Origin of the sequence: Flavobacterium sp. UBA6135, from assembly GCF_002428305.1 — a bacterium.
Taxonomy (GTDB): domain Bacteria; phylum Bacteroidota; class Bacteroidia; order Flavobacteriales; family Flavobacteriaceae; genus Flavobacterium.
The window spans coordinates 175,281-196,664 of record NZ_DIVJ01000010.1 but is presented as its reverse complement, the minus strand read 5'-3'; the positions used below and the strand labels follow the sequence as shown (position 1 = coordinate 196,664).

The following is a 21,384-nucleotide window of genomic DNA, read 5'->3' as shown; positions in this document are numbered from 1 at the left end:
AGTATAAACATAAAAAAAAGGAGCATCTCAGTCAAGATTCTCCTTTTTGATATATTTTAAAAAATGTTATTCAGTACTAAATAATCTCAAAGCTTCGTTTAACTCACTAATTTTCTGGATTTTTTCATCTTCATTTTTCCATCCAATTTCATTAATAAGAGCAAGATTTTTATTGAAAAATTTATCAGAGTATCCAGTTAATTCACTTAGAGAAACCTCAGATTTCAAGGAATTTAAAAGCAAATAAAAGTCATTAAAATTGGGAAGATTGGCGATGGATTCAAGTTGTTCATTAATATAATACAACTTTTGTTCTTTAGTACCATCCTTAATTAAGCCGTTACTTATCAACAACATAAAACCAATTTGTCTCAAGTTGTCATAATAGGGTTCATTTTTAGAAGATGGCATACTTGCTTTGTAAATGGCATCTACTTCCTTTAATCCTTTTTGGTCTTCTAACATGATCAGCTTTTACAGGATGATCCGCAGGAGGATTAAAGGAATTTCTATTGAGAGCGTTTTGGTGTAACTCTTCACCAACGATAGTACTTTCAATAACTTCGTTTTTCTCGTTATAGCAAGAAATCAATGTTAAATATAACATGAATACAAAAAATAATAAAAACAAATTTTTCATACCTTTTGATTTTTAAGTTATAATTATTAAAGTTAAAAATTTTAACGCATTTAATTCTTTGTGGAAAAAATAATGCTGCTTTATCACATATTTTATGCTTAATTAATTATTATGCGTAAACTCATCTTTTATTAAAACTGTAACTATCAAAATTTATTTTATCAAATCTTTATTCCTCTAAATTAAATTAATTCCAATTGGATTTTAATTTAGTTATAATTTACTTTGCCAAACCAACTTTTCAACCCGAAACTTGAAACCTGAAACCAAAAACATACTATACAAAAACACCAAAATCAACTACACCGACATTGGAAAAGGAACAGCCGTTGTACTATTACACGGCTTTTTAGAAAACCTTTCGATGTGGAATGCTTTTATAGCCGATTTTTCTAAAAAAAACAGAGTGATTGCTATCGACTTATTAGGTCATGGTTACACAGAATGTTTGGGTTACATTCACACCATGGAAGATCAAGCCGATATGGTACATCAAGTGTTGCGTGAACTCAAAATCAGAAAAGCCGTGTTTATGGGTCATTCCATGGGTGGTTATGTGGCGTTGGCTTTTGCTGATTTGTATCCGGATGCTGTAAAAGGATTGGCTTTATTGAATTCTACTTCAAGAGCTGATAGCAAAGAACGAAAACAAAACCGGGATCGAGCTATAGTTGCCGTAAAACAAAATCATACCGCTTTTGTGAGAATGTCTATTGCCAATTTATTTAGTGAAGACAATCGGGAACGTCTGAGCGATGTTATTGAAGAGGTGAAAAAAGAAGCATTAAAAACACCGCTTCAAGGTATTGTTGCCGCTTTAGAAGGTATGAAAATACGAATCGATAGAGAGGTGTTGTTTCATTTTGCCACCTATCCTATTTTATTGATTTTAGGCAAGAAAGATGGTGTTTTAAACTATGATGACAGTCTGGAACAAATAGAAAAAACCAGAGTAGAATTGGTTACATTTCCCGATGGACACATGAGTCATATTGAAAATGAAACCGAGTTAAAAACGGTTTTACTTGGGTTCTTGAAGAAGATTTAATTTTTACTTATTAAAGTAATTTAAACACTTGCTTCTTTATTTAGTTATATTATAAAGTTTTCTCCTCAAAAGGCATTTCTTGATTCAAAATTTCCAGCAATAAATCAATTAATTCCGTTTTGAAATTATCTAAGATTGTATCATCAATTAAATTTGAAATACCGTCTTTTCCTTCTTTAATTTGAAAAGGCATGAATCCTGCTTTTAAATTTTTAAAAGAAATAATGCCCACTTCCATCGCTACATTGGGGAACGTTGACTGCACCATAAAGGCATAACACAACAACTGAATGATTTTGTCATTTTTAATAGCAAGAGTTAAACCTTCAAAGGTTTCAATGGCTAAGCTTCGTTGTTCCACTTTACCGGTTTTGTAGTCGATAATGCGAAGTTTTTCGTTTCGTAATTCTATTCTATCCACATTTCCTTTAATAGTTACCGGAAAAGGCAATCGATCATCGATCAATACTTGTTGAAAGTTGTGCTCGAGATACAAAACCGTAACGGCATCGCCGGCTTCTAGTAGTTTCTTTTCATAATGCAAAAAGTTGTAAATATTTCGTTTGGCTACTTCATAAGCCAATAGGTTTTTACCTTTGGTAATCTCACCTTCTTTATAGACCATTTTAAATTGTTGCAGCACTGCTTGATCTGCTGCTTCCAACATTTTATCAATGATGGAAACCGTCAACAGCGAATTCAAATAAGGCTTGTATAATGCTTCCAGAGATTCGTGAATAATAGTCCCTAAGGTGTTGATGGCAATGTTTTCCTCCACCTCATCCACTTCAGAGATTCGCAATATTTTTTGAAAATAAAACTGAATCGGATTTCGAATATAAGTAGTAATTGACGAAGGCGACAGTGAGGTTGAAAAAAGTGCCTCCAAGCGTTCCATTATACTAGCTGACTTTTCTATAACTACCGCTTCGTTTGCTTTTTCGGGCAATACGGCATTGTATAATTCGTGTGTTATAGAATGATTGGGGTGCTTTTCAAATTCCAATTGCGTAATAAACCGGCTTTTTTCTCCGGCATCCACTCCTTCTGATTCCGTATTATATAAAAGATATACATTTTTGGCTCGTTGCAATAAATGATAAAAGTGGTAGGTATAAATAGCGTCTTTTTCTTTAAAAGTAGGCAAACCCAGTTCGCGTTTTACATCAAAAGGGATAAACGAATTTTGAGATTTTCCCGCCGGAAAAGTGCCTTCATTCATTGAAGTAATAATAACCGTGTCAAAATCTAAAACCCTGCTTTCCAAAACACCCATTATTTGCAAACCTTGAAGTGGTTCTCCTTCAAAAGAAACTTCATCTAAATCAATTATTTGTTTATAAATAGAGTACAAAACAGCAAGGCTTTGAACGGCCTCATGATTCGAACAATAATTAGTAAGCTTTGTTATTACTTTATAAACAGAATACAAAAAAGCTTTTGCAATTTTATTGCTTTCTGAATCGTTTGAAAGTTGATTTTTAATTTCAATTAAAACGGCTGATATAGTTTCCAAAACAACTGCTGGTGAAGCGTCCCATTTTTCAAAAAGAAGCAAAAACAAAGAATTAGGTTCTTTTTGAATCTCAAAAAGCTTGTCTTTGGTTATAAACGTATAGTTGTTAGCATTGATAACAGTTATCAGTTTTTTGGCATCAATAAAAGGTTCAATTAAAGCATTATTCAAGACTTCTAAAACATCTTTGTAATAGTAAACATAAGTGTTCTTGCTTCTGTTTATTGCATTTTGATGCATTTTAAACAGCTTATTCACAACTAATTGAGCGGGATTGTTTTTTCCGGAATAACCCATTGTAATGTTGAGCTCTGTAACTTCTGACGGCAACGAATACAATAAAGGAATTAAAATAGTTTCATCACCTAAAATAACAGCCACATTTTTAAGCGGTGTTTCTTTTGCAATGTCATGCAAAATAGAACCCGCTAATTTTGCCTGTCCGATCATTTTTGGAGTACCAAGTATTTGAATCTTTTTGGGCTCCTTAAAATGATCAAAAATCCATTCATAGGGGTTTGTTTTATAGTGCCGCCACGAACTCTTAATTTTTCTGGCAAACAATCCGGCATCATGATACGGATCATTTAAAAAAGTGCCTTCAGCATCCCAATAAATGGAAGCAATATTTAGAGAAAGTAATTCTTGAATGATTTTTTCTTCGGCTTGATTAAGAGCATTAAATCCGGCGAAAAGATATTTTTTATTTCCAATAGCATTACTAAAATGGTTTAAGTTAGCAACAGCCTCACGATAAAGTAACCCTTGATAGCCTATTCCTTTTTTGAGTAAAGCAGTATAAAGTTCCGAATAGTAAATAGGCATATTATGCCAAAACTTAAGGTAATTATCTATTAATTCTGTTTTGTTTTGTGGCTCTAAATCCCATCTTTTGATGGCTTCAATATCTTTTAGATAAGAAAACACATGATTGGGTTCTAACAAATACCTATCTATTTCATTAAAATCTTGCAGTAACGTTTTGGCCCAATTTGAAAAAAGCTCAAAAGATTGAATCTCCTCCTTGGCAGTTATGGAACAATAAATTGTATAGAATTCAAAAAGCACCTCAATAGAATCAATAGACCGAAGTCCGGAAACATCTTGAATAAAAGCTTCAATACTGATTATTGTTGGTGCAAAAAAAGTGTGATGACTCTCTTCTTTTAAAGCTTCTAAGAGGAAAATTTTTGCTCTATTGTTAGGCAAAACAACAATAAGATTCGAAAAATCATTCCCATAATTTTCGAAGATGGTTTTAGAAAGCTTTTGTAAATAGGTGTTTTCAGGCATTGTATAAAAATAAAAAAAACGCTCCGAATAACGGAGCGTTTTTAAATTTATTTAAAAAAGAAATTATTTGATAACAACAACTTCTGTTCTTCTGTTTTGAGCTCTGCCTGCTGCCGTTTTGTTGTCAGCAACCGGACGAGATGGACCGAATCCTTCAGACTCTAATCTTGAAGCGTCAACACCATTAGCGATTAAGTAATCTTTAACAGCAGCAGCTCTTTCTTTAGAAAGTCTTTCGTTTAATGCTAATGAACCTGTACTATCTGTATGCCCTTCAATTCTGAATTTAGCATAAGGATATTCATTCATTACATTTTTGATAGATACCAATGTTCCAAAAGAAACTTGTTTGATTGTAGATTTACCAGTATCAAATAAGATTGATTTTGCAAATTCATTCAATTGTTTTACAACTTCTTCAGAAACTTCTGGACAACCAAAGTTTGCAACAGTTCCTTTAACATCCGGACATTTATCATCTTTGTCAAGAACACCATCACCATCTCTGTCTGGCCATGGACATCCGTTGTTTTCTCTTGGACCTTTAACTTCTGGACATTTATCATCTTTATCAGCGATTCCGTCACCATCTGTATCAGGACAACCTCTTAATGAAGCTAAACCGGCTACTTCAGGACAATCGTCTTCTTTATCCATGATTCCGTCTCCGTCTGTATCAGGACATCCGTTAAATTGAGCAATACCAAATGTATCAGGACAATCGTCTTTATGATCAGGGATTCCATCTCCGTCTGAATCTGGACATCCATTAAATTGAGCTAAACCAAATGTATCAGGACATTCATCATCTCTATCATAGATACCGTCACCATCAGAATCTTTACCTCCAAATTTGAAAGTAAGTCCAGCCATGTGTTGCATGTGAGTTGGAACTTCTAATCTTTCTTCAGCAAAAGAATGCTTGTAAGTAGATCGTAATGAAAGTCCAATTGTTTCAGTAAACCAAAAATTCACACCTAAACCACCATTTACATTACCTGCACTGTAATCTCCTAAAAAAGTATAACCTCCACCAACATGAGCAACCGGCTCAATGAAGTTTAAGAAATTTCCTAAGCTGTAGTTGATAGCACCATCAACTGCATAGTACATTAAATCACCAGGATTTACAACTGTAAAATCTGCTGGTTTTTCTCGTGGTAAAACGAATTTAGTGATTTTGTTAAAAGACCCAGTAACTCCAAATGAAAAATTACCTCCTACATTTTTAGTTACTCCAAGAGTTGACACAAATGGTGCAACACTCCAAAAGTCTTTTAAGTTAAAGTACTCCGAAAATTGATTAGTAAAACTTTCCGATGCACTTACCCTAGCTCCATCGATAGCATTAGTTCCAATAGTTATCGCCCATGGATTATTACTATCCTGAGCATTGGCTCCCAAGCCAATGATCAATAGGCAAGCAATAAATAATTTGTTAAGATGTTTCATACTTGATTTGTTTTGTTTACAATAAATTGTTAATTACTGCAAAAATATAGTGTTTTGTTGTAATTACAAAACGAAACGTTAACTATTTTTAATAAGAATTATAAACGACATGTTAAATTACGCCTAAATCCTTACCAACAGAAACAAATGCGTCTATAGCTTTATCTAAATGCTCCTGTGTATGTGCTGCTGATAATTGCACTCTTATTCTTGCTTTTTCTTTTGGTACAACCGGGTAAAAAAAGCCTATTACATAGATGCCTTTTTTCAGCAATTCATTAGCCATTGTCTGAGCCAATTTGGCATCGTATAACATGACAGGAACAATGGCGGAATCACCATCTATGATATCAAAACCGGCTTTTTTCATACCGTTTTTAAAATAGTTAGTGTTTGCTTCAAGTGTGTCTCTAAGAGAAGTGTCTTTTTCTAATAATTCGAAAACTTTAATGGATGCACCAACAATTGATGGTGCTAGAGAATTCGAAAACAAATAAGGTCGCGAACGTTGCCTTAAAATTTCGATGATTTCTTTTTTGGCTGTAGTATAACCCCCCATAGCTCCGCCTAACGCTTTACCCAAAGTTCCGGTGATAATATCTACACGTCCCATTACGCCTTTTGCTTCTAAAGTCCCTTTTCCGGTAGCTCCGATAAATCCGGCAGCATGACATTCATCAACCATGACCATGGCGTCATATTTATCAGCCAAATCACAGATTTTATCTAATGGAGCCACCAAACCGTCCATTGAAAAAACGCCATCAGTTACAATGAGTTTAAACCTTCTTCCTTCTGCATTGGCTTTAATCAATTGCTGCTCTAAATCATCCATATTATTGTTTGCATAACGATAACGTGCTGCTTTACATAATCGAACCCCATCAATAATGGAGGCATGATTCAAGCTATCAGAAATAATAGCGTCTTCTTCTCCTAATAAAGGTTCAAAAACACCGCCATTGGCATCAAAAGCTGCCGCATACAAAATGGTGTCTTCTGTTCCATAAAATTCAGCGATTTTTTTTTCTAATGTTTTGTGGATATCTTGGGTCCCACAAATAAATCGTACTGATGACATTCCGAAACCATGCGTATCTAAAGCATCTTTTGCAGCTTGCACTACTTCAGGGTGTGATGACAACCCAAGGTAATTATTTGCACAAAAATTTAAAACTTTTTCTCCAGAGGCAATCGTAATTTCTGCTCCTTGTGGCGAAGTTATGATGCGTTCTTTTTTAAACAAACCATTCGTCTCTATGGTTTCTAATTCGTTTTGTAAGTGTTGTTGTATTTTGCCGTACATGATAATAAGGTGTTGTTTTTTTACAAATGTACTATTTCCATTTTTTCTCCAATATAAACCAATGCTTTTTTTGTTACAATATAATTCATACTTTCTAATGCTTGACCGTAAGTGGCCACTTGTATACCGTGACTTGTTTTGGGCAATCCGGTTTTGTAATCAAGTATTCCGGCTTCATTTGCCGAAAAAAGCACAATTCTATCGGGTTTTAAAATGGGTCCATTTTTTTGAATTATGGTTTGCTCATTAAGCACTTGATTATTTTTATGGTAGAAAACGGCTAATTCCGGATGAGATAGAATTTGTTGCAGCGTTTCTTTTATTATTTCTTTTTGTTCTTTGTGAATAATGCCGCTTTCAATCGCTATTTGAATCGCTATTTCAATATCGTCAATTGATTTTACGTAAGATAAAATTTCGTGTATGCAATTTCCAAATTCAATGGCTGATTGTTGCTTGGTATTCCACATCAAACTTTCGCGATGTGCAATCTTAATCGAATTAAAATCAAAAATCGCATGAAGTTGCGGTATCTTTTTTAATGTAGAAACATCGGATGATGCTGAAGAAACTTTTTCTTCGCTTCCAAAAGTATAGTCCGATTGATTTAAATCAAATAAATGTTGACTTTTTAAATAGTTGATAAAAAAAGAAGACATATTGTTTTTGGCTGCCTCACCATCTTTTAAAAGGTTCATTTTAGAGATAATGTAAAGTTGTTCTTCCGCACGAGTCAGTGCTACATACAACAAGTTCACATTGTCAAGCAATTCTTCTTGCTTTTTAATTGTATATAATGACGCGGCTTCCTCGCCAAAACCCTCAACAGAGGAATTGTTGTCAATTAATGCCTTGGGTAATCCAAAATTTCCTTCATCAACCGCTATCCATAATTTATCTTTTGGCGAACGACTATAATCTTCTTCTGCAAAAGGAAAAATAACCACCGGAAATTCCAAACCTTTCGATTTGTGAATTGTCATCAATCGAACGGCGTTATTTCCTTCAGGAGAGGGAATGCTGAATTTATGACAATTGGTTTCCCAATAATTTAAAAACTCAAGTGTTCCGGTTTGATTTCTAAATTCAAATTCTAAAACTCTATCTAAGAAATCCTGTAGGTAAGCATCTGTTTTTTCTGAATTGGAGATGGTTTGCAATAAAATTTCTACCGCTTCATACAACGACTTTTTTCTAATGGATTGAAAGGATAAAAACAAATCAAACGTTTCGAGCCACGTTTCAAATGCGGTTTCATTTTCAATTTTTAAACCTTGGTCCATAAAATCATGCACCGACAATTTATGTTGACAATACCTCGCCAAATAATACAAAAACTTGGCTTTCGCCTCTTTATTGGATTCGTTGGATAGATAATACAGAAACTGAATTATTGCCTGAACTTCTTTGCTGTTGGCAATCAAAAGCGTTTCTGAAGATACAATAGGAATGGAATGTTCCGTTAAAAAAGCCGCAATTTTTACGCCGGGATCTCTCTTTCTCGTAATCACTACAATATCTTTATATGAAAACCCTTTGGCTAGCACTTTTTCTATAGTTTCTAACGTTTTTTGAAGATAACTATCCGAATCGGTCCAATCGTCTTCCGGAGATTCTCCTTCACTTTTTTCTGATTTTGGAATAAACCGTATCGAAACGAAACCTCCCTTTTTAGCATTGCTTTTTTGCCAACTGTACTTTTCATACAACTCTTTATAATTTTGATTTTCAAAATTATTGGCCATAAAGTTGAAAAAACGGTTGTTGAAGTCAATAATTTCGGTGTAACTCCTCCAGTTGGTGTCCAACGGAAACTGCTCTTTATTTGGGTTGGAAAAAGGATTTTCTTTTTTAAACAATGCAATAAATTGTTCGGCTTTGCCACCACGCCAACGGTAAATGGCTTGTTTTGGATCGCCAACAATCATTAGCGTCCCTTGTTCACCGGTCAAATCTTCACTAGATAAGGCATTGTCTATCAGTGGAATCAGGTTTTGCCACTGCATAACAGAAGTGTCTTGAAACTCATCAATGAAGAAATGCTTGTAGCGTTCGCCCATTCGTTCATAAATAAACGGAGCCGGTTGATTTTGAATTTTTTCGTGAATAATACTATTGAATTCCGAAATGGAAAGGATGTTTTTTTCTTCTTGAATTTTCAATAACTCGATACTAACTTGGTTTAATAGCGATAACGGATTCAGATTTTTCAAAAAAGCGGTGAGCAATAATAGTCTGTTGGCATTGGAATTGAATAACGTATAAAACTCCATCAAACGAGGCATTATTTCGTCTACCGCATCTTTTTGATGTTGAGGTAACGCTTTCGAATAACGACTGCCCTCTTCAAAATAATTCAGTAGCGAATTGGCTTTAGCATCTAATTCTCCTTTTGAATTTTTTAAAAAAAACTTATAAACCATCCCCCTGTTGAATGATTTTTCATCCAATTGATGGTCTTGAATCAATTGAAAAGCAGCAGTTGAAAGTGTGATGCATTCTTGCTTGCCACTTTTGATTTTTTGGAGCAAATCACTTTTTATTGCAACAAATTCTAAAATTGATTTTTCTCTGAAGGCTTCAATTTCATGGCGGTGATTTTCATTAGACAACAATTTACCGATTTCTTTTATATCTCGGGTAACGTCCCATGATTTATCGTCATCTGTTTTTTCAATGGCAAAGTCGACTAAGAGTTTCGTTAAAATAGCATCGGTCCCCGCTTGAGAGATTAAAGCATCGATGGCTTCTTGAAGTAAATTTTCGGTTTCTGTTGAAATTTCAAACGTGCTCGGCAAATTCAAATCGTGTGCAAACGTTCGAATAACAGTGGAAGTAAACTTATCTATGGTAGAAATAGAAAACGAAGCATAGTTATGAATCAAATGCTTTAAAATAATTCTGGCTTTTTGCTTGATTTCAAGAGGTGTCATTTGCAACTCTTCCGCAATTTTGTGCAACATAGCCATGGCTTTATCTGAAGGTTGCTCTTGTGCAAATTGCGAAAGGTTTTCAACCACCCTTGATTTCATTTCGCCCACAGCTTTGTTTGTAAAAGTAATCGCCAAAATAGATTTATAAGCATCTTGCTTGGGTGATGCCAAAATTATTTTTAAATATTCTTTTACCAAGGCAAATGTCTTGCCCGAACCTGCTGACGCGTTGTAAATTGAAAAAGCTGCTCTACTCAATTGGTATAATTCTTAATGTTAATACAACTATAATGAAATAGTATTTCCTTTTCCAAAGTTAATTGTTTAAATTTGATGCAACTATTGTAAAACATAAAAAATAACGACCATGGCTTTTGAATTACCACAATTACCTTATGCATACAATGCATTAGAACCTTATATTGATGCAAGAACAATGGAAATCCACCATTCAAAACATCATGCTGCCTATACCAATAACTTAAATGCGGCTATTGAAGGAACAGATCTTGAAGGTTTGACCATCGAAAACATACTAATCAACTTGGATAAAACGAATGCTGCTGTTAGAAATAATGGTGGTGGTTTTTACAATCACAACTTATTTTGGACAGTAATGACTCCTAATGGTGGGGGCGAACCAACCGGAGAATTAGCAGATGCTATTGAAAGAGATTTTGGTTCTTTTGAAGAATTCAAAGCAAAATTTTCTAAAGCCGGTGCCACACAATTTGGATCAGGTTGGGCTTGGTTGTGTGTTCAAAAAGGCGGCAAATTGGATGTTTGCGGCACACCAAATCAAGACAATCCATTAATGCCTGGTGTTGGCTGTGGTGGAACTCCCATTTTAGGGATGGATGTTTGGGAACATGCCTATTACTTACATTATCAAAACAGAAGACCTGACTATATAGAAGCTTTCTTTAAAGTTATAAATTGGGCAGAAGTATCAAGACGATTTGCTATTGAGAAATAAGTAAGTCTGACATACCGTTTTAAAAAACGACTCTCTAAACGGAGTCGTTTTTTTATAAAATAAAAAAGGTGGAATTGCTTCCACCCTTTTTGCCCCAAATCTACCATAAACTTAACCGTGCGTACTATGGTAAGGCAAATGTATGTTATTAAAGTAATTTTAACACTTAAAAAAATGTTGAAATATTTGGATTTTGTGGATTTGATTGTAATCTAGTATCGAATTAAGGTAATAATGCTAGTTTAAAGAGTAGTTTTCTTAAAAAAAAAAGCAGCAATTAAAGTTTTGAACAAATAAAGAAGTTATTTACAAACCTTCAAAACAGTAAAAAAAGAGTAGAATACCTAAGATGGTGATTTTATAAAATAAAAAAGGTGGAATTGCTTCCACCCTTTTTGCCCCAAATCTACCATAAACTTAACCTACTAATGCTATGGTAAGTTCAAATTTACACTTATGTTAAATCATTTAACAAATAAAATAGATGAAATGCAATAAAAATCGTTAAAAAGTAGCAAATGCCATTTTAATAGGCTCTTGCATCTTTTCCTTCATAGAAATTCATGAAGGCTCGGTTCACCACTCGATTACCTCCGGGTGTAGGATAATCCCCTGTAAAATACCAGTCACCCAAATGATTCGGACAAGCTATATGCAAATTTTCAACCGTTTGAAATAGGATCTTTACATCGGCCTTGATATCCGAAGAACTTAGCATTTCTGCAATCTTATCCGAAATTTGTTGGTCCGTAAACGGTGCATAGATTTCATTCACATAATTAACAATTTCTGCGTCTTTTAATTTTTCTTGTTGTTTGCACTTTTTATAGACTTCATCAACAATGTGATATTGGTTGGTTTCTTTCAACAAAGCCAATGCCGCTCTAAAAGCTACCAATCCTTCTAATTTTGCCATGTCAATTCCGTAGCAATCCGGATAACGAATTTGTGGAGCCGATGAAACCACAACAATTCGTTTCGGATTCAAACGGTCCATCATTCGGATGATGCTTTTCTTGAGCGTGGTGCCACGAACAATACTATCGTCAATAATAACCAGATTGTCTGTAGGTTTAATAACCCCGTAGGTTACATCATAAACGTGAGCCACCAAATCATCTCTACTACTGTCTTCTGTAATAAAAGTGCGTAGTTTGGCATCTTTAATCGCTACTTTTTCTGTTCTGATTTTAACCGATAAGATTTCTTCTAGTTTTTCTTTCGTTAACGTTTTACGGTTATTTAAGATGTATTTGTTTTTTCGTTGGTTCAAAAAATCTTGAGCCGCTTCCACCATTCCGTAAAAAGAAGTCTCAGCCGTATTGGGAATATAAGAAAAAACAGAGTTGTCGGTATCGTTTTCAATTACATCTAAAACCGCAGGAAGAATTAACCTTCCCAATTGTTTCCGCTCTTGATAAATTTCGGCATCGCTTCCTCTGGAAAAATAAATGCGTTCAAAGGAACATGATTTTTTTTCTAAAGGTTCCAAAATTTGTTCCATGGAAAAAGAGCCGTTCTTTTTTATAATCAATGCTTTTCCCGGATCTAATTCTTGCACTTTCTCGAAAGGCACATTGAAAACCGTTTGAATGACCGGTCTTTCTGAAGCAACCACCATAATTTCGTCGTCTTCATAAAAAAACGCAGGGCGGATTCCGGCGGGATCACGAAACACAAATGCATCACCATGACCTAAAAGTCCGGCCATTGCAAAGCCACCATCCCAATTTTTTGATGCTTTGGTTAAAATTTTTGCTATATCCAATTTTTCTGCAATAACAGGCGACGCTTCTCTTTTGGAAAGGCCATTGTTTTTGCATTCTTGATACAGCTCAATCACTTCGTCATCTAAAAAATGACCTATTTTTTCCATAATAGTAACCGTGTCGGCCATTTCTTTTGGATGTTGTCCCAACTCAACCAGGTTTTCAAATAACTCCTTCACATTGGTCATGTTGAAATTTCCGGCTACAATCAAGTTTCGATGCATCCAATTGTTTTGACGCAAAAACGGATGCACACTTTCAATGCTGTTTTTACCAAAAGTACCGTAACGTACATGTCCTAAAAACAACTCACCGATATACGGTAAATTTTCTTTTTGCCAAGCTACATCATCAACAAACTGCGGTTTTTCAGTAAGCTCCTCATTAATGCGTTCGTTTATTTGTGTAAAAATATCCTGAATAGGTTGTGCGTGATTGGATCTAACGCGACTGATATAACGCTGTCCGGGCTCCATATCAAATTTGATACTCGCAAAACCGGCTCCATCTTGACCACGGTTGTGCTGCTTTTCCATCAAAAGATACATTTTTTGTATCCCATAAAAAGCCGTTCCGTATTTGTCTTTATAAAATTGCAACGGTTTTTTTAATCGTAAAAGGGCAATGCCGCATTCGTGTTTTAAGTTGTCACTCATGGTATTCTATAGTTGTTGTGTTGTTGCTTCCTCAAATTTGTAACTTTTTTTAAATTAGAAATTTGCGAATTTGCAGTTAAATTTTTAATCAAAAATGCCCCGAAATTTCGAGGCACACTTTCTTATTCTAATTCTATATCAAATTGAGTCAAAGCTCTAAATTGTTTTAATCTGTCATAAACTTCTTCTTTTTCCAAAACAAGCATTCGCTCTGTTCCAAATTTCTCTACACAAAAAGAAGCTAAGTTGGAGCCGTGAATAATGGCGTTTTTCATGTTATCAAACGAAATGTTTTCGCTTTGAGCGATAAATCCTGAAAAACCACCGGCAAACGTATCGCCAGCTCCGGTTGGATCAAACACTTCTTCTAACGGTAAAGCCGGAGCAAAGAAAATTTCTTTTCCTTGAAACAACAAGGCTCCGTGTTCGCCTTTTTTAATTACTACATATTTAGGACCCATCGTATGGATTTTTGCAGCCGCTTTCACTAACGAATATTCGCCTGAAAGTTGACGGGCTTCTTCATCGTTAATCGTAATCACGTCTACTCTTTTCATCACTTGGTGTAATTCCGGTAAGGCACAATCCATCCAGAAATTCATCGTGTCCAATACAACCAACTTTGGTTTTTCAGTCATTTGATCTAAAACACTGATTTGCACCATCGGATGTAAATTGCCCAACATCACCACATCTGCATCTTGATAACCTGCCGGCACTTTCGGTTGAAAATCAGCCAATACATTTAGTTCTGTTACTAAAGTATCTCTTGAGTTCAAATCATTATGGTATCTGCCACTCCAAAAGAACGTTTTGCCGCCTTTTACAATTTCAATTCCCGAAATATCGATGCCTCTATCTGATAATAAATCCAAATACTCTTGCGGAAAATCTTCGCCAACAACCGAAACAATAGCTGATTTCACATCAAAAAACGAAGCAGATAAACCAATGAAAGTAGCGGCTCCACCTAGTATTTTGTCTGTTTTACCAAAAGGGGTTTCAATAGCGTCAAAAGCAACGGTCCCAACGATAAGCAATTTGTTCATTTTTTATGATTTGAAATGAGGTGCAAAGATACGTTTTTTGTTTAAAAGTTTAAATGGGTCTTGATTTAAAAGTTTGTGAAAGTTTGGGTGGTATTTATACGGATTAGTAGTTTTTTTGAGTTAAAAAAATTAAGAAACTCGTTTAAGAAGTCTGAAAACAAAAAACAATATAATAAGCGTTACCATTATATAATACTTATATTCCACAGCATTTCTTTTTTTTGCGATTGTTTTGTTATGTAAATTCAATTTTTCCAATTGATTTGCATCAAAAGTGGTGATTTTTTCTAAATTGTTAAACAACACATTATAAACAGCATACCTAAAATGATCTTTATTGGGTTTTGATTTTGAAATTTCATCGCAAATAGCAAGACATTCGTTCATGATTTTATTTTTCACATCCACAATTTTTGGATGATTCCCATAATTGTTATAAATAAAAAAGTTTTCAGGCGAAAAAATCGAGTCCAAATCCAAATCATCAACATTATTTTGTTCATATGCCTTTTCAAGAGGTAATGATTTTGTTTCTGTGGAAAGCAAAAATTCTTTAAATTTAATAAGTTTTGCATAAGAATTTTCCAACTCCCCTTTAAAATGTGTCATTAGGGTTTCTTTAAAACTATCTGTTGCCAAGAACTCAATTGATCTAAGTAACGCAGTTCTGACATCGGTGTTTTCTACAGTTGAATTTGAAAACAATTCCAAAAAAATGTGATTATAATCATTGCTTATGTATTCTTTAAAACTTTCGTCTCTAAAATCTTTATTCCTAAATTGACTAAAAGCTGAAACTTTTTTCTCTTTTAATAACGCATTTAAATGTTTGTCATTAGCGATGATTTCATCGAATTTGTTGTTTGTCATATTACTTGAATTTTGATTATAGTTTTTAATGATATGAATACAAAAAAAGTCCCCCGCTGCTGCACGAATCCCTTCGTGTGGCTTTATAACTTAAAATACTGAAAAATCTTCAGGATTATAAAATTTATAGTTTCTACTCCTACTTTTGCTTTAACTCAAAAATAGTAAAAATTTTCTTTATTAAACAGAACCACACGAAAGGATTCGTTCGGGAGCAGGGGGTTTAGCTCTTCTTTTCGGCTTTTGTTCCATACAAGTGGCACATTTGTTCGGAAAACACCCCCTTTTTCCGAAGCCCGTTCGAACAAATCCCGAACATGTATCGAACAAAACCCAACTAAATTCCAAAAAAATCGTCAAATCCCTCCAAAGGCTATCAAAATAAGTCAAAACACGTCAATTGTGGTCAAATTCAGTCAGTAGTAATTCGAAATCCAATTAGATTAAATGAAAAAAACAGATTTTATATAAAATAACAAAAGCGTTTATAACCCATTCGACTATAAACCCCCGCTGCTATCGCATCACTTTATCAAAGCTGCTAATTTAATTAGTACAAGTAAAGTTAAAAGTCATTTTTCAAATGAAAACTCCAAAAGAACTCCAACAAACTTCATAGTAACACCCAACCTCACAAAATTGGCTGTTTCATCCATCCCTTTTATTTTTCGTATTTTTGTAAAAAATAAAATTGAACAATCTTTCGCTAATAAAATGCAAATCCTGCGGCACATTCAATCGCAATTTGGACCATTGTTCCAATTGTGGCGAATTGATTAATCCAACACTGATTCGAAAGCTAAGCATTGAAAAAAGAAAGAAGAAAATAAAAGACCAACTAAAAGAAGAACAGGTTACTACTGAAAATTCTTTTTTATACAAATTACAAAACCATCGCTTTTGGCTCGTTCGCGTTTTCGCTGCTGTTTTACATTCCGTTTGGGTCATCATTATGGCAATCGGAAGTTTTTTGGCTTGGTTAGCCGCAATGATTTCCGCCTGATGCAAAGAAAAAAACACTATTCCTTTTGGCTTTTTCTGCTCTTACTTTTGAGCTCTACTGCTATTTATCTTCTGCAACAAACAGAGTATCATGTACCAAGAATCATAAATAATTATTACAACGACTTGACAGCTTTGCCCTTGGTCTTAAGTGTTTGTTTGTGGTCAGTAAGAAAAATCAAAGCCAACCCAAAACTACAACTCACTTTTTTTCAATGTACTGCCATGGCGTTACTCTTTGGATGGTTTTTTGAAATCTATCTGCCTGAAAGAAACCTACGCTACACAGCAGATATAATAGATGGGATTTTATATATGATTGGTGCTTTTCTCTTTTATGGGTGGCAAAGGATGAATAGTTTGAAAAAAGAGGATTAGACTACTTAATCCAATTTTTTTCAGGATTCAAATAGGTAGAAAGAACTGCATACACATGAACGATTTTTTTTTCTTCATCTACTCTAAAATGAATCATGTATTTAAAAGTTTTTAAAGGTAAACAGTGAATGTCACTATATCTTATTTGAAAATTGGGATTTTTTTCTAGATGTTTTAGCGTTATTCTATATTCTGACAAGAATTTTTTGCCTAATCCATTTCTCCTTGAATTTAAAAAATCTCGAGCTTCTTTTAAATCATTTTTAACATTTGGATCAGCAATTATTGAAAATTTTGCTATGAATTATTCCTCTAGATTATCAATCATATCAAATGCATCTATCGGTTTTTTGTTGAGCTTTATTCTTTTAAAAACCTCCTCTTTATGCCATTGCGGTATATCAAAAGATTCTTGAGAATGTTTATAGGATAAAAAATCAATATAATTTTCTACATCCTCAATCATGCTCTCCGGCAAAAGCTTTAATTTTTCGCTTACTTGTTTTAATGCTTTTGTTGTCATTAGTAGAAGTATAAAAAGTTATATTAACCCGTTGGGTGTAATTAAATTTTGGAAATAATTTTGCCACTAATTCACTAATTTTTTATAATAATTATTCGATTAAATTCGAATTTTCATCAAAGATGAACAAATTATTGCATTTACTAAATTTATAATTTGTGAATTCGTGGCAAAAATATCCAGAATACTATTGAATTAAATAATTACACCCAACGGGTTTATATCAGTAAAAGTATAAAAAATAACAAATCAAAACAACTTCTCATCCTCCTTTTCATAAAACACATCCACAGACAAATTTGGCAATCCCGAGGCATAAACCGCTAACTCATCACATCGCTCGTTTTGCGGATGACTGTTATGCCCTTTTACCCATTTGAAATCTACTTTATGTTTGCGATAGATTTTTAGAAACCGCATCCATAAATCAGGGTTTTTCTTTCCGGCATAGCCTTTTTTCTCCCATTGAAAAACCCATCTTTTCTCTACAGCATCCACCACATACTTAGAATCGGAAGTAACCAAAACGGTTGTATTTGGTTTCTTTATCTTTTCCAAACCAACAATCACCGCCAATAATTCCATACGGTTGTTAGTAGTATGTCGAAATCCTTCGTAAAATTCTTTTTTATAGGGAGTCCCCACCAATTCCATCACCACACCATATCCTCCGGGTCCGGGATTTCCCTTGGCAGCTCCGTCAGTATAGATATGAATTTCGTGAGTCATTTAATTGGTTGCGGGTTTAAAAGTTACGGGTTACGAGTTAAAAGTTGGTCGATAACTTGTGGGAAATACTCGTGTTCCAATTGATGAACTTTCTTTGAAACTTCTTCAAAAGTAGAACAATCCAGAATGGAAACAGATTTTTGAAAGATTATTCCTCCTTCGTCATAGTGTTCATTTACATAATGAATAGTGATTCCGGTTTCGGTCTCTTTGTTGTTCAAAACGGCTTGATGCACGTGGTTGCCATACATTCCTTTTCCGCCATATTTTGGCAACAAAGCCGGATGAATATTAATAATTTTATTGGGAAATGCTGCGATAATAGGCTCCGGGAACTTCAATAAAAACCCGGCTAAGACAATTAAATCAGGATTCAATTCCTTTAATTTAGAAAGCACAAAATCGCCGTAAAGCTCGTCTTTGTTGAATATAAGCGTTTGAACATCAAGTTTTTTTGCTTTTTCTATTACTTTTGCATTAGAATTGTTTGAAAATACACCGACTACCGATTTTGAGGTATTATTTTTGAAATAATGAATGATGTTTTCAGCATTGGAACCCGTTCCTGAGGCAAAAATCACGATGTTCTTCATGTTTCCTGTAATTTTTATTACGCAAAAAAACAAAAAAGAAACGAGAATTTATAGGGTTTAAGCTTCTATTGTGAAATAAATTTTTTAAATTCGTAGTCACATTTATTAACTAAAATGTTGTTTTAAAATAAAGTTTTTTATTTTTGCCAACAATTAAACTAAAATTTAAAGATTATGTCAGACATTGCATCAAGAGTAAAAGCGATTATCGTGGACAAATTAGGAGTTGACGAAAACGAAGTTGTAACAGAAGCAAGCTTCACTAACGATTTAGGAGCTGATTCATTAGACACTGTTGAGCTAATTATGGAATTCGAAAAAGAATTTGACATTCAAATTCCGGATGACCAAGCTGAAAACATTGCTACAGTAGGTCAAGCGATTTCGTATATCGAAGAGGCTAAAAAATAATAACAAAAAAACATCCCGCTTTACTTAGGTCTGGCGGGTGTTATTATTTTAATTAAAATTATATCCTGATTGTCATACAATCTAAAACATATACAATTTAACCCCTGTTTTTTAATTATTCAATAAAAATCAGGGTTTTTTTGTTTATATTCGTACCAATAAAATTCAGTTAAAAATGGAATTAAAACGAGTAGTTGTTACCGGTTTAGGTGCTTTAACCCCCATTGGAAATAATATTCAAGAATACTGGAATAGTTTAGTGAATGGAGTTAGTGGAGCGGCACCAATTACTTATTACGATACAGAAAAACACAAAACCAAGTTTGCTTGCGAAGTAAAGAATTTCAATGTGGAAGATTTTATTGACCGCAAAGAAGCTCGAAGAATGGATAAATTTGCTCAATATGCTTTGGTTGCCAGTGATGAAGCCATCTTAGATGCCGGAATTACGCCAGAAAATGTTGACAAACACCGCGTAGGTGTAATTTGGGGTGCCGGAATTGGCGGATTAGAAACTTTTCAAGAAGAAGTTTTATATTATGCCAAAGGTGACGGAACACCAAAATTCAACCCTTTCTTTATCCCTAAAATGATTGCAGACATTGCACCGGCACATATTTCCATGAAAAATGGATTTATGGGTCCAAATTATACCACCGTTTCTGCTTGTGCTTCATCTGCTAATGCCTTGATTGATGCGTTCAATTACATTCGTTTAGGACTTTGCGATGTTATCATTTCTGGAGGTTCTGAAGCCGCTGTAACTATTGCAGGAATGGGCGGATTTAATTCGATGCATGCTTTATCAACCCGAAATGAAAGTCCGGAAACAGCTTCAAGACCTTTTGATGCCACCCGTGATGGATTTGTTTTAGGTGAAGGAGCAGGAGCATTGGTTTTAGAAGAATACGAACACGCCAAAGCCCGTGGAGCAAAAATATATTGTGAAATCGGTGGCGGAGGAATGTCTTCAGACGCCTATCACTTAACGGCACCTCACCCTGAAGGACTGGGTGTAATTGCCGTAATGAAAAACTGTCTGCGTGATGCACGTATGAATCCTGAAGAAGTAGATCATATCAACACACACGGAACTTCAACGCCATTGGGCGATGTTGCTGAATTAAAAGCTATTAGTGCAGTTTTTGGTGACCATGCAAAAACCATAAACATCAATTCCACCAAGTCCATGACGGGTCACCTTTTGGGTGCTGCCGGAGGAATTGAGGCAATTGCTTCCATTTTAGCCATCAAACACGGAATTATTCCTCCAACAATTAATCATACAGTAGTTGATGAAAACATCAATCCTGATCTTAATTTGACTTTAAACAAAGCTCAAAAAAGAGATATCAAAGTGGCAATGAGTAATACTTTTGGCTTTGGAGGTCACAATGCTTGTGTATTGTTTAAAAAAATAGACGCTTAGTTCGTAAGATGAGTTTATTTAAAAAAATATTATCAAATTCCCGTTCTAATGAGGACGGGATTTTTTTTACTGAAATTCAAAAAATACTAGGTTTTAAACCGAAATCCATAGAAATTTATAAAAAAGCATTCACACATCGTTCCTTTAATAAATTGGATGCAAAAGGAAATCCCATCAGTTATGAACGTCTGGAATTTCTTGGAGACGCAATGTTAAGTGCCGTTATTGCCGGACATCTTTTTAATGAAGTACCTCATGGAGATGAAGGTTATTTGACTAAAATGCGTTCAAAGGTAGTAAGCAGAGAACACCTCAACGAATTAGGCCGGGATTTAAACCTTATCCGGTTTGTAAGTAGCAATGTTCCCACTAAACATTTTGGAGACAACATTCACGGCAATATTTTTGAAGCTTTAATTGGAGCTATTTTCTTAGACAAAGGTTATACCTATTGTGAAAAATTCATCAACAAACGGGTAATCATTCCATATGTGGATATTGCCAAACTGGAAGGAAAAGTCATCAGCTATAAAAGTATGATTATTGAATGGTGTCAAAAAGAAAAAAAGAGTTTTCATTTTGATATTTATGATGACAATGGTATTGATGGTCAACGCTTTTTTGGTGTTAAATTGATGATTGATTCTAAAATCATTGCAAAATCAAGAGCTACATCCAAAAAAAAGGCTGAGGAAATTGCTGCCAAAAGAGCCTATTATGCACTTCAGGAAAAAATGATTATAAAGCACTAAAAACTATATCGTTTTCGTTAATAAATTTTAGTTAAGTTACATGCCTACCATACTTTTTA

General features: G+C 34.4%; 19 protein-coding genes. 7 read left to right on the top strand and 12 right to left on the bottom strand.

What is annotated here, in order from left to right:
- Positions 1-66 precede the first annotated feature (66 nt).
- Entirely contained in the window at positions 67-465 is a 399-nt protein-coding gene (locus tag B3L86_RS03245) for a hypothetical protein (protein ID WP_291114976.1), read from the bottom strand.
- Between the two features lie 428 nt (positions 466-893).
- Here B3L86_RS03245 and B3L86_RS03240 point away from each other — a divergent pair, with 428 nt between their 5' ends.
- Positions 894-1,688 (top strand): alpha/beta fold hydrolase, encoded by a 795-nt coding sequence (locus B3L86_RS03240; protein WP_291114974.1) that lies wholly within the window; start codon positions 894-896, stop codon positions 1,686-1,688.
- 49 nt (positions 1,689-1,737) lie between these two features.
- On the opposite strand, the gene B3L86_RS03235 is transcribed toward B3L86_RS03240, so the two are convergent.
- The 4 genes from B3L86_RS03235 to B3L86_RS03220 form a co-directional block, all read right to left on the bottom strand.
- A complete protein-coding gene (locus tag B3L86_RS03235) occupies positions 1,738-4,497 on the bottom strand; it encodes a PD-(D/E)XK nuclease family protein (RefSeq protein ID WP_291114973.1) in 2,760 nt (919 codons plus the stop codon).
- A 63-nt stretch (positions 4,498-4,560) separates the two neighbouring features.
- Positions 4,561-5,949 (bottom strand): OmpA family protein, encoded by a 1,389-nt coding sequence (locus tag B3L86_RS03230; RefSeq protein ID WP_291114971.1) that lies wholly within the window; start codon positions 5,947-5,949, stop codon positions 4,561-4,563.
- Positions 5,950-6,061: 112 nt separating this feature from the next.
- Entirely contained in the window at positions 6,062-7,255 is a 1,194-nt protein-coding gene (kbl, locus tag B3L86_RS03225; RefSeq protein ID WP_291114969.1) for a glycine C-acetyltransferase, read from the bottom strand.
- 20 nt (positions 7,256-7,275) lie between these two features.
- Entirely contained in the window at positions 7,276-10,446 is a 3,171-nt protein-coding gene (locus tag B3L86_RS03220; protein ID WP_291114967.1) for a UvrD-helicase domain-containing protein, read from the bottom strand.
- A 109-nt stretch (positions 10,447-10,555) separates the two neighbouring features.
- Between B3L86_RS03220 and B3L86_RS03215 the strand changes: the two genes are divergently transcribed.
- A complete protein-coding gene (locus B3L86_RS03215; RefSeq protein WP_291114965.1) occupies positions 10,556-11,164 on the top strand; it encodes a superoxide dismutase in 609 nt (202 codons plus the stop codon).
- Between the two features lie 526 nt (positions 11,165-11,690).
- Here B3L86_RS03215 and B3L86_RS03210 read toward each other — a convergent pair.
- The 3 genes from B3L86_RS03210 to B3L86_RS03200 form a co-directional block, all read right to left on the bottom strand.
- Positions 11,691-13,589 carry an amidophosphoribosyltransferase gene (locus B3L86_RS03210; protein ID WP_291114963.1) on the bottom strand — a complete coding sequence of 633 codons (1,899 nt, stop codon included), beginning with the start codon at positions 13,587-13,589 and terminating at the stop codon, positions 11,691-11,693.
- Between the two features lie 122 nt (positions 13,590-13,711).
- Positions 13,712-14,638 carry a PfkB family carbohydrate kinase gene (locus B3L86_RS03205; RefSeq protein WP_291114961.1) on the bottom strand — a complete coding sequence of 309 codons (927 nt, stop codon included), beginning with the start codon at positions 14,636-14,638 and terminating at the stop codon, positions 13,712-13,714.
- Between the two features lie 129 nt (positions 14,639-14,767).
- The gene (locus tag B3L86_RS03200) at positions 14,768-15,508 is read right to left on the bottom strand and encodes a hypothetical protein (RefSeq protein WP_291114959.1); all 741 of its coding nucleotides are present in this window, start codon (positions 15,506-15,508) and stop codon (positions 14,768-14,770) included.
- Between the two features lie 691 nt (positions 15,509-16,199).
- Here B3L86_RS03200 and B3L86_RS03195 point away from each other — a divergent pair.
- Positions 16,200-16,511 (top strand): hypothetical protein, encoded by a 312-nt coding sequence (locus tag B3L86_RS03195; protein ID WP_291114957.1) that lies wholly within the window; start codon positions 16,200-16,202, stop codon positions 16,509-16,511.
- A complete protein-coding gene (locus B3L86_RS03190; RefSeq protein WP_291114955.1) occupies positions 16,511-16,888 on the top strand; it encodes a hypothetical protein in 378 nt (125 codons plus the stop codon). Before B3L86_RS03195 ends, B3L86_RS03190 begins: the two co-directional genes overlap by 1 nt.
- Position 16,889: 1 nt before the next feature.
- Here the strand turns inward: B3L86_RS03190 and B3L86_RS03185 are convergent, their stop codons facing one another.
- The 4 genes from B3L86_RS03185 to B3L86_RS03170 form a co-directional block, all read right to left on the bottom strand.
- Positions 16,890-17,171, bottom strand: coding sequence for a type II toxin-antitoxin system RelE/ParE family toxin (locus B3L86_RS03185; RefSeq protein WP_291115093.1), 282 nt, complete (start codon positions 17,169-17,171; stop codon positions 16,890-16,892).
- Positions 17,172-17,192: 21 nt separating this feature from the next.
- On the bottom strand, positions 17,193-17,411 hold the full coding sequence (locus B3L86_RS03180; RefSeq protein WP_291114953.1) for a hypothetical protein: 219 nt from the start codon (positions 17,409-17,411) through the stop codon (positions 17,193-17,195).
- A 249-nt stretch (positions 17,412-17,660) separates the two neighbouring features.
- Positions 17,661-18,140, bottom strand: a complete 480-nt coding sequence (gene rnhA, locus B3L86_RS03175; protein ID WP_291114951.1) for a ribonuclease HI — start codon at positions 18,138-18,140, stop codon at positions 17,661-17,663.
- A gap of 23 nt (positions 18,141-18,163) precedes the next feature.
- Positions 18,164-18,733 carry a phosphoribosylglycinamide formyltransferase gene (locus B3L86_RS03170; RefSeq protein WP_291114949.1) on the bottom strand — a complete coding sequence of 190 codons (570 nt, stop codon included), beginning with the start codon at positions 18,731-18,733 and terminating at the stop codon, positions 18,164-18,166.
- Positions 18,734-18,907: 174 nt separating this feature from the next.
- Between B3L86_RS03170 and B3L86_RS03165 the strand changes: the two genes are divergently transcribed.
- From B3L86_RS03165 to rnc, 3 genes are all read left to right on the top strand, one after another.
- Entirely contained in the window at positions 18,908-19,144 is a 237-nt protein-coding gene (locus B3L86_RS03165) for an acyl carrier protein (protein ID WP_007137004.1), read from the top strand.
- 175 nt (positions 19,145-19,319) lie between these two features.
- Positions 19,320-20,573 carry a beta-ketoacyl-ACP synthase II gene (gene fabF / locus B3L86_RS03160; protein ID WP_291114947.1) on the top strand — a complete coding sequence of 418 codons (1,254 nt, stop codon included), beginning with the start codon at positions 19,320-19,322 and terminating at the stop codon, positions 20,571-20,573.
- An 8-nt stretch (positions 20,574-20,581) separates the two neighbouring features.
- Positions 20,582-21,325 (top strand): ribonuclease III, encoded by a 744-nt coding sequence (gene rnc, locus B3L86_RS03155; RefSeq protein WP_291114945.1) that lies wholly within the window; start codon positions 20,582-20,584, stop codon positions 21,323-21,325.
- Positions 21,326-21,384 lie beyond the last annotated feature (59 nt).

Excerpts from the sequence above, each read along its gene's own strand:
- B3L86_RS03170 (WP_291114949.1), bottom strand. The coding sequence starts at position 18,733 with ATGAAGAACATCGTGATTTTTGCCTCAGGAACGGGTTCCAATGCTGAA.
- fabF (WP_291114947.1), top strand. The coding sequence starts at position 19,320 with ATGGAATTAAAACGAGTAGTTGTTACCGGTTTAGGTGCTTTAACCCCC.
- B3L86_RS03180 (WP_291114953.1), bottom strand. The coding sequence starts at position 17,411 with ATGACAACAAAAGCATTAAAACAAGTAAGCGAAAAATTAAAGCTTTTG.
- B3L86_RS03200 (WP_291114959.1), bottom strand. The coding sequence starts at position 15,508 with ATGACAAACAACAAATTCGATGAAATCATCGCTAATGACAAACATTTA.
- B3L86_RS03235 (WP_291114973.1), bottom strand. The coding sequence starts at position 4,497 with ATGCCTGAAAACACCTATTTACAAAAGCTTTCTAAAACCATCTTCGAA.
- B3L86_RS03230 (WP_291114971.1), bottom strand. The coding sequence starts at position 5,949 with ATGAAACATCTTAACAAATTATTTATTGCTTGCCTATTGATCATTGGC.
- B3L86_RS03165 (WP_007137004.1), top strand. The coding sequence starts at position 18,908 with ATGTCAGACATTGCATCAAGAGTAAAAGCGATTATCGTGGACAAATTA.
- B3L86_RS03190 (WP_291114955.1), top strand. The coding sequence starts at position 16,511 with ATGCAAAGAAAAAAACACTATTCCTTTTGGCTTTTTCTGCTCTTACTT.
- B3L86_RS03210 (WP_291114963.1), bottom strand. The coding sequence starts at position 13,589 with ATGAGTGACAACTTAAAACACGAATGCGGCATTGCCCTTTTACGATTA.
- B3L86_RS03215 (WP_291114965.1), top strand. The coding sequence starts at position 10,556 with ATGGCTTTTGAATTACCACAATTACCTTATGCATACAATGCATTAGAA.
- rnhA (WP_291114951.1), bottom strand. The coding sequence starts at position 18,140 with ATGACTCACGAAATTCATATCTATACTGACGGAGCTGCCAAGGGAAAT.
- B3L86_RS03245 (WP_291114976.1), bottom strand. The coding sequence starts at position 465 with ATGTTAGAAGACCAAAAAGGATTAAAGGAAGTAGATGCCATTTACAAA.
- rnc (WP_291114945.1), top strand. The coding sequence starts at position 20,582 with ATGAGTTTATTTAAAAAAATATTATCAAATTCCCGTTCTAATGAGGAC.
- B3L86_RS03205 (WP_291114961.1), bottom strand. The coding sequence starts at position 14,638 with ATGAACAAATTGCTTATCGTTGGGACCGTTGCTTTTGACGCTATTGAA.
- kbl (WP_291114969.1), bottom strand. The coding sequence starts at position 7,255 with ATGTACGGCAAAATACAACAACACTTACAAAACGAATTAGAAACCATA.